This is a genomic window from Paenibacillus herberti (assembly GCF_002233675.1).
GTDB lineage: Bacteria > Bacillota > Bacilli > Paenibacillales > Paenibacillaceae > Paenibacillus_O > Paenibacillus_O herberti.
In genome coordinates, this window is sequence record NZ_NMUQ01000001.1 from 1,774,974 (window position 1) to 1,788,538 (window position 13,565).

The following is a 13,565-nucleotide window of genomic DNA, read 5'->3' on the forward strand; positions in this document are numbered from 1 at the left end:
CCTCCTGTCTGTCCTACTTTATGCAAGGAGGTTGAGCAATATGAATGAACCCCGCGAGGGATAACTCGCGCAGCGGGCTCCAATGGATGTTACCGCCGACGACGCACGAGCGCCAGGCATAACCAAGTGAGGACAAAGCTGAATATAGACAGCCCATTCGTGAAGGCTTGAACAGCCGGCACCTGATCATATAACTGCGGTGGCAAATACGGGAAGATTTCGAATCTGTAATCGTTATAGTCGTTCAACAGCAGCCACCCGAACGCTCCCGCGGCGGCCAGTCTGCCAAACTTCATAAACGGCAGATAAAGCAACGCTTCAACGGCCATACCGAGGTGGGAAGCCATGAGCATAAAATGCGTCGGCTCGAGCGGCTCACCTTGATAAGCTCCTGCGAGAATCATAGCGACCGCCCAGATGCCGTACTTGATCGACGTGAGGACAGCAAGCGCTTCAATGATCATTCGCAGCCATACGGCAACCCTTCCCGGTGAGGAAGGAGGGAAGAGTAAATACAGAAGCGACAACGTGAAAAAAAGACTGGCTGTTGGGCTATCCGGCACAAACAGGAGCTGCCATAGCGGATGTCCCGTTGAAACAGTCTCCTGAAGCTGATAAGCATACCAGTAATACCCATAGACGGTACCCAACGCATTTGTAATAAATAGCAGCCACAAAAACGGCCGGTAAACGAGCAATTGCCTGCCAAGTCTCAAATCCATGATGAGCATCATTCCTTCTGCAGGAGAATATGGAAAAGACCTGACCGCATAAAAACGATCAGATCTTAACCAGAAGCAGTTTATTCGGTTGCTTTTTGCTTGGCGAGCCAATCGGCAAGAGTGCCGATTTCTTCTGCGGATAGATCTGTTCCAAATGCTGGCATCTTGTCCTTGCCGTTCGTGATGATCTCGGCAAGCTCTTCCTTCGTAAGCAGATCGCCTACTCCGCGCAGCGCAGGAATATTAGCTCCGGCCTGACCTTTCAGATCAGTCGCGTGACAGGTTAAGCAGCCTGCCTTTTCCATAATCGATTTTACTTCCGCGTTATCTGCGTCTACGAGCTCAACTGCCTCAGCCGGTTTGGTCGCCGACGGCGGTTCCTTGCCAGCCGCAGCAGCCTCGCGTGCTTTTTCCTCACGTACGGTGTGCTCAGGAATTGTGCCGGTAATCTCCAGCTCATGTTGATAGAAATCCCAGCTCACCTTGGTGAGGTAGTAGCAAGATACCAACGAGAGTAGCATTAATGCTGTAGCAATCGGACGGCGATAGAACCGACGCTCTTTGCCGGTGTCCAGGAAAGGAGCCAGCAGCAGTGAGCCGAACGCTACACCTGGGATGCCGACTACGCCCCATGCCACATAACTACCAGATACCCATGGGTATTTGAGCAGCTGGTACAGGAACAGGAAGTACCAGTCCGGAATCGGAATAAAAGCAGAGTTGGTCGGATTCGCCGGATAACCAAGCGGAGCCGGATGCGCAATCGTCAGAACAAGAAATCCGACGAGTACTACGCAGCCGACCATCCATTCCTTAAGCAGGAAGTTCGGGATGAAGGCTTCCGAGCGCCCCGGAAAGGAGGTGTAATCCGGCGGTATCGTTGCGCCACCCGGCTTACGCACCCGGGAGTCACCAACGTAGACGACTTTTTCGTTTTTGTTGCCGTGCGCCATGTATGTCCCTCCTCTCGGTTATAGAGGACCCGCGATACCTTGCTTGCGGATCATCAAGAAATGCGCAGCTAGCAATGCCAGCAGAGCGCCGGGCAGGAAGAACACGTGAATCGCGAAGAAGCGGGTAAGTGTGGTCGCCCCTACGATCTCGCCTCCCTGCAGGAAGATTTTAATATACTCCCCGATGTACGGAACAGAGTTCGCGATCTGAATGCCGACCTTTGTTGCAAAGTAAGCTTTGTTGTCCCAAGGAAGCAGGTAACCCGTGAAACCGAGTCCAAGCATAATGAAGAAAATCAGCATGCCGACAACCCAGTTCATCTCGCGGGGAGCCTTATACGATCCCGTAAAGAAGACACGAAGCGTATGTAGGAACATCATTACGATAACGAGACTCGCTCCCCAGTGATGCATGCCGCGTACGATCGAGCCGAACGGCACCTTGTGCTGAAGATAATCGACACTCGCATAAGCATTGATAATATCCGGCACGTAGTACATGGTGAGGAACATCCCGGATAAGATCTGAATTACAGTGATGAAGAACGTCAAACCCCCGAAGCAGTAAACGAACGCAGAGAAGTGATGCGCCGGATTGACATGCTCAGGAACTTCATGATCCGCAACATCCCGCCACAGCGGCGTCACGTCAAGACGTTCGTCGATCCAGTTGTATACGCTTTTAAACATCTGAACTAACGCCTCCCTTTAAACCCGCGTGTTGGGAATGACCTCTCCCAAGTAGACGAAACCGTTCTCAACTTTGACTTGATACTCATCAAGCGGAGCCGGTGCTACGTTGAGGTTTTTGCCGTCAACCGTGTAATGCGCACCGTGGCAAGGGCACACATATTGATTTTTGTTCGAAGTATTCCATCCGATCGTGCAGCCCAAGTGCTTGCAGACCGGCGAGAGCGCGAAAATTTTGCCGTTCTCGTCCTTCATAATCCATGCTGCCTGCTCGGGATTGCTTATATACCAAGCATCAATTTGATGGATTTGGAACTTGAACTCTGTCGGCTCTCCGACTTTCACCTTGCTCTCTTCTACTACCTTTACGTAGCTGCCGCCAGCACGCTTCTCCAGCAGGGGATCAACGGCGAACCGGATCATCGGCAGTACAGCGCCGCCAGCCATAAATGCGGTGGCCCCTCCAAGGGTATACGCGAGAAATTGTCTACGGGACATTTCCTTACGCTTTATGGGAGTGTGTGCGGTCTCCTGATACTCGTGATTACTCATCTGTTCAACCCCCTTTGCAACCATATCGGATGCCTTGTCCGCCAGACATTCCGTGTCGAACCAAGCAATTCCTATCATACGTCAGTAGTATAGGAGCGTCAAGAATTTGGAAGTTCAATGTTCAAAAATCGCTCTCATCTTTGTTGCTAAATTGTCACATTTACACCTTAAAGGCTTCCACAGTTAACAATCATTCCCTGAGAAATGGTTTCCCCTAATCCGTTTCGTCTTATACGCGGGTCCAACGTCCTTTTTCAGGATATAACTTAAGCGTTCCAAAGTTTGCGAATAAGCTCCCGTGCCTCTGCCGCATCCGGCATCTTCCCTTCGTTATCAGGCGATACGACGAGATCCGCTTCGCTTAGATTATCCAACCTTAATGCCGCAGATACGATTACCACATAACGGAAGCCCGCCTTGCGCAAATTCTGAACTAAGTGTCCAAGCAAGGCCACCGATTGCTCATCCGCATACTGAACAGCCGGATAGGCAACGATTCTTCCTTTATAAGGAATTTCGATTACATCCATCGCATCTCGCAAACGCTCTAGCGCCGCTACGGCCTGCCAAGGGTTTTCCGTGCCGCTCAGCCCCGTCACCGGGAGCAGGCAAGTATCCATGAATGGCTGGAGCTCTGGCCAGCGATCCGCTTCGATGTCACTAAATTTCACAAGCCGCACCTCTCTCTCTATTAATAACCACATCTATGTTACATGGAGAGGATTCATTTGCCAATGCTTTCATTAACACAAAAACCCTTCTCTGCGGAATTCCGTAGAGAAGGGAGGTTCAAGGATGTTGGTTGCAGGTTGTCGGATCAGCGGTGGAGTGTGTTCCATTGAGCGGACAACTTATCGAAGCTTTCCTTATCACGGGATTCGAGTGCATCGTCGATTGCGGCATATATTTTTTCCGTGCGGAACTTCATAAGAGCTTCGTCCAGGAGCATCTCGGCTGCCAGTGCCAACATTACTTCATAATTCGCCTTTATCTTGTCCATAGGATACACCTCCATCAAAATCATTCGTGCACCTATACCTTTTCTTGCTGCTCCATTCTAGTCGGTATCGCCGCCAGGTATAGAAGCCATTAAAGCTATAGCAACAAGCGTCTGCTTGCTAGCATTCTATTCGAGACATTGCCAGCCGGAGGAGGTTACACGCCCGTAACAGCTAGAAATATGCTCTTGTCCCGCTTTTCCCACTAGATTTCGAGCCCTCCGGGTGGCTCAACCTTGAGCACATCTCCATGCTCCACATTAACGCCGGCTATAATCGCTTTTCCCAGACGAGTCATCCGCAGCACCGTGCCTCTACTTTCGTCCTCCCCAATTCGCAGCAAGCCAAGATGCATCATCATCATCAGAATTCGCGAGTCCATAACAGCTTCCGCCGTATCATAATAATAGGGTTTGATGAATGGGACGAGTACCTCGCGAAGTGAGTCTGCCGTCACCCAGCGATCTGCTAGCTCATCTACCCAATGGACGATTGAATTCAAATTTGATATGGGACCTTTGTACAGCCTTAGCCAAAAACGATACAACTGTTCCGTTCCGATATGACGCTTGCCGAGTAATATTTCTTCGCCAAGTGGCGTCAGAAGCAGCTCTGTTTCCGTTTCTTGCAGCCACTTATTATAGAAGCAAAAATCATAGACAAGGGAAAATCGCTCCGGATATTCCCGGAATCTGCGCCCGTAACCGAATCTCCAGGCCGCCTTGGCCGGAGGTTCTTCCCGTACGCCGAAGCTCTCCATCACTTGCAGCACGCTGCGTCGATGCATATATCCCTCACGAGTAAGCTGAATCTCATGATGCCGCGTGTAGGACAACAGCGCTTTTACATCTCCTGCTAAAAGTTCCTGTTCATCGCGATAAACCGGGGGTTCTCCAACAAGTACGAGCTTTTCACAGAAACGACGCTTGAGCGATTCCCTGAACCTAGCCTTCAGGTCTCTCGGCACTTGGAACAAGTATCGGTCTGGCCCGGCTATGCCGTTGAACAACCATCCCTGATGTTTGAAGCGGGCAATTATTTCTCTCGGTCCGGATTCAGGCACCGGTATAACGCGTCCTTTACGGCCTCGCGTCCCCTTGGCCTTAGCTGAACTTTTAGGTGCAGGCTCCGGTATAACGGGATCATCTTGAAACTTGCTGGATTGCACTCTGGCAATCAGCTCTTCAAGACTGAACTGCTCCCTCTTTTCAAAAATCAAAGAGTTAATAAACCGCATATCTTCCATTCTCATGCTGCCTACCTGCGCTTCGAACACTTCCCGTGAACCTACCTTGGACAGTATCGATTGAATTAGCTCATGCTTAGAATTCCCGTTGCAATCACATTCGTACACATTCGCTATTCGGCTTAGCTGCGTTATATCTGCGTAGCCAAGCATATCCGCGAAATTCATCTCTCTTCCCTCCTCCTCATGGCGGCTGGTGACGTATGATCTGCTTTTCGTACTACCATTATGGGAAGATTTAGAAGGTTTAAGACGTGGTAGGCAACAAAAAAACCCGCCATGGGGGAGGGCTGTGGGGAAAGCTTTATGGAGTTACCTCAAGATGAAGGGTGCAATTATGAAGCAGAGACTGCCATCCTTCCGGGTTAAGCTCCAGAACAGAGTAGCACATATTATGTAGATAGGACTGATCGAGCCCCTCAACCATGACGCCGAGCATCTGAGCGAGGTAGCTTCCATGAGTGACTACGAGAAGCTTGCTATTAGGCATCAGTTCCGTATATTTTTTCAAAAAAGCTTCTGACCGAGCACGTACGCTCTCATCGCTTTCCATGCCGGCTTCTGGATTCGTACGCCATTCCGTCCCCCAGGCGTCCAGCCTTTCTTGCTCAACGGTCCCTTCTATGGAGCCAAAACTTCTTTCCACGAGCAGCAGCTCGGGCTCCAGCAGCGGTATGCCGAGCTTGTCCGCAATAATGCGCCCTGTCTCCAAAGCACGGGATAAACGGCTCGTCACAACAGCATCCCATTGCAGCTCATCCTTATTCAGCCTATTCGCAAGCAGTACCGCTTGGAGCTTCCCTTCCTCATTGAGCGGAATATCGGTTACTCCTTGGATACGACCCATCGCATTCCAATCGGTCCGTCCATGTCTGATTAGTCCTAGTTTCATTAACGGTTGTCGTCCTTTCCGATCTTGGTTCAATAAAAAAACCGGCCGCAATTGCAGCCGGAAAGCGATTATTTACGAATTCTTGACAGCCATCCCATCATCAGCATCGTCATCACCAGACCAAGTATGGATAATATAATCCAATACTGCGGCGTACGCGGCACCAAACTCAGTATAAATGGATCACTGACTCTGGCAATAGGAATGTCTGAAGAAAAACTAGCCTTGAACATAGCAGAGGATGAGGCATTAGCCGTGTCCAGCAGCCCTGTCGCTTCTGCTCCGCTATTCCCACGATCTAGCAATACATAAAGCATGCTGGTCGTGAACATCGCCAAGCAAGCTGCGATTGCTGCCGAAAATCTGGAGCCAAGCGGCCTGGAAAGCGAAAATCGGCGTCTCAGATTCCAATCCAATTGGTCTTCGGCATATATTCTCTCCATAACAGCGCGGTTAACATCCTCCGCTGTCTCGGATGCTTCCATCTCCTGTTCGAAGGCGAATTCCCGAATCAGCCGCTCACTTTCTTCCCACAGCTCGTATTCCTGTCTGCAGGCTGTGCAATGCTTTAAATGCAGGTTGACAGAACGCTTCACGAAATCGCCATCTGGCAGATCCCAATAAAAGCCCAACGCTTCCTGCACTTCTTCGCATTTCATCGCAGCTTCATCCCTTCGAAATTCTCGCTCTCCGTTTCTTCAAAATAGGGTTCCAGCTGAGATTTGACGCTGCCCCGGGCACGGAACAATAATGACTTGACCGAGCTTACGGTCCCACCCAGTATATCAGCAATCTCTTGATAGTCCAAACCTTCATATTCCCGGAGAATGAGTGCAGATCGCTGCTTCTCAGGCAGAGCATTGATGGCTTCTCGAACGAGTTCCATTCTCTCTCCCTGCAGAACACGATACTCTGGAGCTGAATCCTGAGAAGCGATCGGCATTACACCGCTCTCTTCAAATGGAATATGTACGCTCCGCTGCTTGCGCAGCTCACTCAGCACCGTGTTGCGGGCAATCGTGTACAGCCAAGTGGAAAATTGCGCATCCACTTCACGGAACGAATGCAAGCTGCGATAAGCCTTGTAGAATGTCTCAGAGCATAGATCTTCCGCGACAATCTCCAGCTTGGTGCTCTTTAGCATATGAAGGATAAAGGCCATGATTTTACGCTGGTAACGCCTCATAAGTTCGGAATAGAGCTCAACATTTCCTTGTTTGATTTGCCGGATCAAATCGGAATCATCCATAACAGGCGGCTTGAGACCTCCTCACCTGCAGCGATTTCCGTATCCGGTATAAATATTGTACCGGAACGGATGCAGAAAGTTGCGCTATAGCGCTAAAAAAAGATTAAGAAAAAGAAAGACAACGATAAAGTGTATTTCGGCAACATGCTTCTCATTCTGAAGAATTTAAATTCGCCATTGGCTGTCATTTTCCTGCCAGCTTCGACAAGAAGATTTTAACCAAATACTGGATCACGTGAAACCTTTAATATTGTATCACTCCCAGGAAATCTCAGAAGGAATATGAGGAAGTTCTAAGAAAAAAACATCAACACAACTATCTATGAAATTTTTCGTTACAAGAAATTTTTTCGTAAATTAATTTCGTGAATTCTGAACCTTAACCGTGGAGGTAGCTTAGTGAGCAGTACAATCTCTGTTTCTTATTCGAAGTAGTATCAATTGAATTCCTCTTATTTCAACTGAGCTTTTCGGCTAACTGCGCCTATTTAATCCACTCGAAAATTAGTGAAATGAAAAAGCCGGAAAATGTCATTGTTTGTTGTAAACGCTTTAATAATGTCCCTCCTGTTCCCCTTTGTTCCGCCTCAAGCCGTCGCCGTAAGCCCCCCGCCCAGTGTTCCATTGCAAGTCGATGTGAATTTTTCTTCCAATTATATGGACAGCAGCGGAATCATTTGGTGGGCCGATCAAGCTTACACTGCTATATGGCATCGACCTCCTTAAACTATGCCACCGTTTCAGCGATTGAAATTACAAGTGGCGGTGGCGGAGGAAGCACGGATACACAAAATGATCTCATTCATGAGTTGGCCGTTCCCGTACAAATTTTCGTAGAACCCGAGTTGATTGTTAGAAGCTCTTGTTAACTATATAAGTTGAACTTAACTTCTCCGAACGCTCTTACAATAAAAATAGGTGAGGTCGCGAATACGCGCTCTCGCCTATTTTTTGTTGATGCAGAACATTCAAATGGTGTGGAATAGACCCTAAAGCGCAAAGAAAAAGAGGCGCTCGACGAGCGACCCTAATAGGTAAAAAAACCGGACCGGGACATTGAACAGGGCCCTTGCATTATTTAGTATGGGTACTTTTTAGTACCTACCCGACTTAAAAGTGCGTACTTAATCATTTCTAAATTCCTGGTTATAATAACGTTAATGCCGGCAACGAAAAGAATATTTACTTTCATAAATATATTAACATCAGGAGATGAGATAATGAGTCAATCCATTGCTAGTTCAGCTTCTCAACCCAAATCGGATAGCAAATGGGCCCTGCTTGCTCTTGCCATCAGCGCATTTGGTATTGGAACAACAGAATTTGTTCCCGTTGGTTTACTTGCTTCAATCGCCGAAGATTTAAATATCGGTATTACACTAGCTGGTTGGCTTATTTCCGGATATGCCATGGGAGTCGCGGTTGGAGCACCAGTCCTTACAGCGCTAACCAATCGCATGAATCGCAAAGCGTTGCTTATGACACTTATGGTTGTTTTCATTGTAGGAAACGTAGTCGCCGCATTATCACCGAACTTTGAAATACTCATTGTCGCACGATTCATTACAGCGTTTGCCCATGGTGTCTTTTTCTCCATCGGAGCCACCATTGCCGTTCAATTAGTATCGCCAGAGAAAAAGGGTAGCGCCATCGCGCTTATGTTCACTGGTCTTACGATTGCGATCGTTACCGGTGTGCCGCTCGGAACATTTATCGGACAGGCTTTTGGCTGGAGATCAACTTTTTGGGGTGTTGCCTTGCTTGGTGTCATCGCAGTCATCGCCAGCGCCGTGCTTATTCCTAATAACCTAAAAAAATCTCCGCCGGCTAAATTCTCGGATATGTTCCGATTGATTACAAATGGCCGTTTGCTCCTGGCCTTCCTTATTACCGTATTTGGTTATGGAGGAACGTTTGTTGTTTTCACTTATTTAACTCCGCTCCTTGCAGAAGTAACTGGACTCAGCAAAGGCGTCATTAATATTATCCTGATTGCTTACGGTATCGCCGTAGCATTCGGTAACTCCATGGGTGGTAAAGTAGCGAATAAAAACCCGATACGCGCCTTGTTTTGGATGTTTATTATTCAGGCAGCCACTCTCATTCTGTTGTACTTCCTTGCTCCATTTAAAGTAGTCGGCGTTATCGGTGTCGTATTGATGGGCGTGTTTGCCTTCATGAATGTGCCTGGCCTTCAGCTTTATGTTGTTCAGCTTGCTGAAAAATATGTCCCTTCAGCGGTTGATATTGCTTCAGCCATAAATATTGCGGCATTCAACATTGGAATCGCGATTGGCTCAATCGTAGGCGGGATTGTTATTGACTCCATTGGCCTTGTGCATACGCCTTGGATTGGAGCGATTATGGTTGCCATTGCGATTATTCTTGCCGGTATTTCTGCAAAGCTTGAACAAAAATAAAACAAGGGGGAACTTATATGTTCGAACAACATCAATCTTATCAACGAATGTATAAAGAAGGTGCGCTTACGCTTGGTCTTCATCTACCTCTTGAAAATTATCAAATGAAAACTCCGACTATGGCGAACCAAATCGAGTTGGCGCAGGCTGCTGAAAACTATGGGTTCACTACATTGTGGCTCAGGGATGTCATATTAGAGGATCCCAATTTCTTGGACCCGGCTGTCGGTCAAATTTATGATATTTTGATTTATGGTACACATTTGCTTGGCCAAACGAAAAAAATTGCCCTTGGAACGTCTGCGCTTGTACTTCCACTTCGTCATCCGTTACGGATGGCGAAGGAGGCCGCTACAATCGAGGCACTCTTCCCAGAGAGGTTTATCATGGGAGTCTCCTCTGGAGACCGCCGCGCTGACTTTCTAGGGCTTGGAGTAGATCACCCTAGCCGCGGCGTTCAATTTAGAGAAGCGTTGTCTTATCTAGAAAAAATCCTTTATGAACATTATCCCGTGATCGACTCCCGTTATGGTCAAATCCAGCAAGCTACTCTCGTACCGAAGCTTCCACAAAAAATTCCAACCATGATAACCGGCTTTGCACAGCAAGACTTTGAATGGCTTGGACGTCATGGTGACGGATGGATGTATTACCCACAAGCCCCGATTCGACAGGCAGAAGTGATAAACTCATGGAGAGAATCAGCTATTAATCAAAACGATGTTGCCTTTCGTCCCTTCTCCATGCCGATGCATCTAGACTTGGCGGAAGATCCGAATGAAGCGGCCACTCCGATCCGATTAGGTTTTAGAGTGGGAAGAAATAAATTGCTTGAGTTGTTAAAAGCATATCAAGATATTGGCGTTAATCATCTCTTCTTCGCGCTTTTTGATAGCGAGCGCCCAGCTGATGAAGTCATTCATGAGCTAGGTGAATATGTATTGCCTCATTTTCAACCTCATAACCAATAAACAATGAAAGAAAAAAAGAGCGAAGACGTAGCAGAATTAACGCTGCAACGTCTTCGCTCTTACTGTTTTGGCAGTTTTTGGGACAGCTGTCTCCACTAGTCATGGAATAAGTTTTTGTTTCTTTAACTCATCCAATACGGAGAGCAGTTCCTTTTCAGAATCCAGCACTTCATGAAAACCAAATTGCTTCACTTTTGTCGTATCGGTAATGATGTCATATTCGCTTCCTAAAACAAAATCACCGAACGGCCATGAGGCGATTTTTTCATAAGGTGTAGGGAACAAATCATATTTCTGAACCATGCTTGTCCAAGTTTCTTTTTGCAAAGGCATCAATTCTGTCAAAGAGATCGTTTGAATCGGTCCCTCTTCCATGCCGAAATACTTTGTCAGCGTAGGCCAGAGGTTTTCCCAGCGGAAGAAATCCCCATTGGTTATATTAAATACTTCAAAAGCGGTATGCTCTTGAGTGGCCGCCCATGCCGATGCGCGAGCGAGCAGAGAAGCATCTGTAATCTGGATAAGCGCCCGGTATGCACCTTCTTTGCCTGGAAAGCGGAGAGGTAGTCCGAGTTCCTTGGAGACCGATGCATATACGGCGATTACCATAGCGATACTCATTGGATTGCCAATGGATACTCCAGCAACGAGGTCAGGCCTTAGAATCGTCCAAGACCAGCTTTTTCCCACTTGATGGGTTCGCAAAAAATCTTCCTGGTTATAATAAAAGTTCGGAGGAAGATGACGCGGATCGCTTTCCTTGGCCGGGGTTTTGAACTTGCCCAGATGCACCCCATAAACCTTAGCGCCTTGCATCATAATCACCCGCTCCAGCGAGTCTGACGTTTCTTCAACCGCCTTTACCACATTCGACAGCATACCCGTATTTACATCAATCTGTTCCTTGGAATGGGCGGGGAAATCCTGATAGGCTGCATAAAAGATATGCGTGATACCTTTAATTTCACTTAAGGCTGCTTTGGTTGCCTCCAGGTTTAACAGGTCCAGGCTGACATAACGCTCAGCATGTTTGTCCGGGATTGTTCTGGCTACGCCTATGGCATCCCATTCGTTCGAACTGCTTAGATGGTCTAGAATATAGCTTCCGATGATGCCTGTTGCGCCTACAACTAGGGCTTTATAGTTGGACATAAACTGTATATCCTCCTTAAGAATAATACTTTTTGGATGTTTGTCCTCTTCTTACGTTGTCATTGTATGCCTTTCCTATATATAAATCCAATTATGAAATAGATAGTTATCGATAAATATATTTATGCATATTCATCAAATATGCTCATATAGAATTTTAATAATCTCCTGTATAGGAGACACATGTTTATGTTTCAGCTTATAGGCAATAAAAAACTCATTGTTCACTTTTAACTCCCCGAAAATGATTTTCGCTTTGGACAGATCGGCTGCATGTTCCAAAATGTAAGTAGGAAGTACGCCTAAACCCGCGCCACTTTCGATGGCTCTAAGAATCAAATCATTATTCGGAATAATATGTACGGGTCTGAGCAGCGGCCTCTTTTTAAAATGCTCCCTCCAAATTCGCCTGATCATCGGCAGCTCCAAGCCATAACTCAGCCAATTCTGAGCAGACAGCCATTTTTCTATGGCCGCTCGGTCCATCGCATCCGGGATCGCATACGATTCTGGGGCCACAATGACGAATGTTTCATCCATTAATTTCAAATACTCAATGCCTGGTGTAGGAACTTTTTGGGAAGTAATAATCAGTTCCAACTTGTCATCTTTTAATAGCTCCAGCAGTTGATGCGCCTCACTGAACTCTAACACGGTACGTATGTTCAATTTATGAAGCAGCGGCAGTATTTTAGCGTTAAAAAATTCATGATGGGTTCCAATTTTCACAACAGCAAGAGTTGGTAAGGAAGCGCCTTTCAAATTCATTGTAGCCATGTCCAAGGACTCGATGAGTGGGGCCAATTGTGAATACAGCTCTTTTCCTCGCTCCGTGGGAACTATTTTTCTAGAAATTCTCTTGAATAGCTTCTCCCCTACCTCTGCCTCTAATGCAGCCAAATGTTGGCTCATCGCCGGTTGCGTCATCATGCGCGTTTTCGCAGCTTCAGACACAGAGTTATGCTTATAGATAGCAATAAAGCTTCGATACCATTCGTAATCCACCATAGAGTTACTCCCTCTCAAATCTGAAAATTTCTCCATAAAATCGGGCATATTCATCGTGTCATTCTCTAACTCTATTGCATTAACTATAGTAAGAGTTTTATTTTCGTAAAACTGACGAGTGATGTCTTACTTAACCTGCACGTTTTAACTTGCTCCATCGATTTTATTTTAGCAAATTAGGAGGATTGACAAATGAACGAAAGCGCTCAATATGTATCAATCAGCAATTATAAAGGCTCGCTTGGCATCATTCTTGTGTTATTCATTCTTTTGGTAATTGTAACAAATGTCTTCTTCAGTCCTTTCCAAGAGGATCCCCCTCAGGATGACGATTTATCAACATTAGGATCTGTTTCAATCGACGTCAAAAACGGTACAGGAAGTTATTTAATGACCTCAACTAGCCTGACAGGAGATTTCGAAGCTCCGGGTCCTTCTCCTCACACAATCCAGCCAGGAGGAAGGTATAACTTTCAGCTATTAACAACTTCTCACGCTTCAGCTATTGCTATATACAACATAACTTCTACAAATGGAGTACGTGTGGGAGGGGCTGTAATAACTATGAGCTGGGCAAGCCGAGGAATAGTTTTTAAATATGGAGTAGCTAATGCTACTGTAACCGGTCCATTTAAAGTTGTTAAAGAAGACGCACCAATTGTTAGAATCGATAATGCATAATTTAATTCAGACTCCCTAACCCGTTAAAAAA

At 46.8% G+C, this 13,565-nt stretch carries 15 protein-coding genes; 3 read left to right on the plus strand and 12 right to left on the minus strand.

Translation table 11 applies throughout. From position 1 onward, the window contains the following. Nucleotides 1–89 precede the first annotated feature (89 nt). The 10 genes from CGZ75_RS08140 to CGZ75_RS08185 form a co-directional block, all read right to left on the minus strand. Nucleotides 90–722 (minus strand): DUF1405 domain-containing protein, encoded by a 633-nt coding sequence (locus tag CGZ75_RS08140; protein WP_089524614.1) that lies wholly within the window; start codon nt 720–722, stop codon nt 90–92. Nucleotides 723–802: 80 nt separating this feature from the next. Further along, nucleotides 803–1,675 (minus strand): menaquinol-cytochrome c reductase cytochrome b/c subunit, encoded by an 873-nt coding sequence (locus tag CGZ75_RS08145; RefSeq protein ID WP_089523704.1) that lies wholly within the window; start codon nt 1,673–1,675, stop codon nt 803–805. An 18-nt stretch (nt 1,676–1,693) separates the two neighbouring features. After that, nucleotides 1,694–2,365 carry a menaquinol-cytochrome c reductase cytochrome b subunit gene (gene qcrB / locus CGZ75_RS08150; RefSeq protein WP_089523705.1) on the minus strand — a complete coding sequence of 224 codons (672 nt, stop codon included), beginning with the start codon at nt 2,363–2,365 and terminating at the stop codon, nt 1,694–1,696. A gap of 18 nt (nt 2,366–2,383) precedes the next feature. Then, a complete protein-coding gene (locus tag CGZ75_RS08155; RefSeq protein ID WP_089523706.1) occupies nt 2,384–2,917 on the minus strand; it encodes a ubiquinol-cytochrome c reductase iron-sulfur subunit in 534 nt (177 codons plus the stop codon). A gap of 266 nt (nt 2,918–3,183) precedes the next feature. After that, nucleotides 3,184–3,588, minus strand: a complete 405-nt coding sequence (locus tag CGZ75_RS08160) for a DUF2487 family protein (protein WP_176444730.1) — start codon at nt 3,586–3,588, stop codon at nt 3,184–3,186. Nucleotides 3,589–3,734: 146 nt separating this feature from the next. Next, complete coding sequence (locus CGZ75_RS08165) at nt 3,735–3,917, minus strand: IDEAL domain-containing protein (protein ID WP_089523708.1); 183 nt, start codon at nt 3,915–3,917, stop codon at nt 3,735–3,737. Between the two features lie 203 nt (nt 3,918–4,120). Beyond that, on the minus strand, nt 4,121–5,329 hold the full coding sequence (locus CGZ75_RS08170; RefSeq protein ID WP_089523709.1) for a hypothetical protein: 1,209 nt from the start codon (nt 5,327–5,329) through the stop codon (nt 4,121–4,123). Nucleotides 5,330–5,465: 136 nt separating this feature from the next. Then, entirely contained in the window at nt 5,466–6,053 is a 588-nt protein-coding gene (locus CGZ75_RS08175; protein WP_089523710.1) for a histidine phosphatase family protein, read from the minus strand. A gap of 68 nt (nt 6,054–6,121) precedes the next feature. Further along, nucleotides 6,122–6,712, minus strand: coding sequence for an anti-sigma factor family protein (locus CGZ75_RS08180; protein ID WP_089523711.1), 591 nt, complete (start codon nt 6,710–6,712; stop codon nt 6,122–6,124). Next, nucleotides 6,709–7,302, minus strand: a complete 594-nt coding sequence (locus CGZ75_RS08185) for an RNA polymerase sigma factor (RefSeq protein WP_089523712.1) — start codon at nt 7,300–7,302, stop codon at nt 6,709–6,711. The genes CGZ75_RS08180 and CGZ75_RS08185 overlap by 4 nt, the downstream gene beginning before the upstream one ends. A 1,220-nt stretch (nt 7,303–8,522) precedes the next feature. On the opposite strand from CGZ75_RS08185, the gene CGZ75_RS08190 reads away from it, so the two are divergent. After that, the gene (locus CGZ75_RS08190; RefSeq protein ID WP_089523713.1) at nt 8,523–9,722 is read left to right on the plus strand and encodes an MFS transporter; all 1,200 of its coding nucleotides are present in this window, start codon (nt 8,523–8,525) and stop codon (nt 9,720–9,722) included. Nucleotides 9,723–9,739: 17 nt separating this feature from the next. Continuing rightward, entirely contained in the window at nt 9,740–10,693 is a 954-nt protein-coding gene (locus tag CGZ75_RS08195) for an LLM class oxidoreductase (protein WP_089523714.1), read from the plus strand. A gap of 99 nt (nt 10,694–10,792) precedes the next feature. Here CGZ75_RS08195 and CGZ75_RS08200 read toward each other — a convergent pair whose 3' ends face one another. After that, nucleotides 10,793–11,845 (minus strand): SDR family oxidoreductase, encoded by a 1,053-nt coding sequence (locus CGZ75_RS08200; protein WP_089523715.1) that lies wholly within the window; start codon nt 11,843–11,845, stop codon nt 10,793–10,795. A 135-nt stretch (nt 11,846–11,980) separates the two neighbouring features. Continuing rightward, nucleotides 11,981–12,907, minus strand: coding sequence for a LysR family transcriptional regulator (locus CGZ75_RS08205; protein WP_245850745.1), 927 nt, complete (start codon nt 12,905–12,907; stop codon nt 11,981–11,983). 138 nt (nt 12,908–13,045) lie between these two features. Between CGZ75_RS08205 and CGZ75_RS08210 the strand changes: the two genes are divergently transcribed. After that, nucleotides 13,046–13,534 carry a hypothetical protein gene (locus tag CGZ75_RS08210; protein ID WP_089523717.1) on the plus strand — a complete coding sequence of 163 codons (489 nt, stop codon included), beginning with the start codon at nt 13,046–13,048 and terminating at the stop codon, nt 13,532–13,534. The last annotated feature ends 31 nt before the right edge of the window (nt 13,535–13,565 follow it).

Coding starts and splice junctions, on each gene's coding strand:
- CGZ75_RS08140 (WP_089524614.1), bottom strand. CDS start 722: ATGGATTTGAGACTTGGCAGGCAATTGCTCGTTTACCGGCCGTTTTTG.
- CGZ75_RS08145 (WP_089523704.1), bottom strand. CDS start 1,675: ATGGCGCACGGCAACAAAAACGAAAAAGTCGTCTACGTTGGTGACTCC.
- qcrB (WP_089523705.1), bottom strand. CDS start 2,365: ATGTTTAAAAGCGTATACAACTGGATCGACGAACGTCTTGACGTGACG.
- CGZ75_RS08155 (WP_089523706.1), bottom strand. CDS start 2,917: ATGAGTAATCACGAGTATCAGGAGACCGCACACACTCCCATAAAGCGT.
- CGZ75_RS08165 (WP_089523708.1), bottom strand. CDS start 3,917: ATGGACAAGATAAAGGCGAATTATGAAGTAATGTTGGCACTGGCAGCC.
- CGZ75_RS08170 (WP_089523709.1), bottom strand. CDS start 5,329: ATGAATTTCGCGGATATGCTTGGCTACGCAGATATAACGCAGCTAAGC.
- CGZ75_RS08175 (WP_089523710.1), bottom strand. CDS start 6,053: ATGAAACTAGGACTAATCAGACATGGACGGACCGATTGGAATGCGATG.
- CGZ75_RS08180 (WP_089523711.1), bottom strand. CDS start 6,712: ATGAAATGCGAAGAAGTGCAGGAAGCGTTGGGCTTTTATTGGGATCTG.
- CGZ75_RS08185 (WP_089523712.1), bottom strand. CDS start 7,302: ATGGATGATTCCGATTTGATCCGGCAAATCAAACAAGGAAATGTTGAG.
- CGZ75_RS08190 (WP_089523713.1), top strand. CDS start 8,523: ATGAGTCAATCCATTGCTAGTTCAGCTTCTCAACCCAAATCGGATAGC.
- CGZ75_RS08195 (WP_089523714.1), top strand. CDS start 9,740: ATGTTCGAACAACATCAATCTTATCAACGAATGTATAAAGAAGGTGCG.
- CGZ75_RS08200 (WP_089523715.1), bottom strand. CDS start 11,845: ATGTCCAACTATAAAGCCCTAGTTGTAGGCGCAACAGGCATCATCGGA.
- CGZ75_RS08205 (WP_245850745.1), bottom strand. CDS start 12,907: ATGAATATGCCCGATTTTATGGAGAAATTTTCAGATTTGAGAGGGAGT.
- CGZ75_RS08210 (WP_089523717.1), top strand. CDS start 13,046: ATGAACGAAAGCGCTCAATATGTATCAATCAGCAATTATAAAGGCTCG.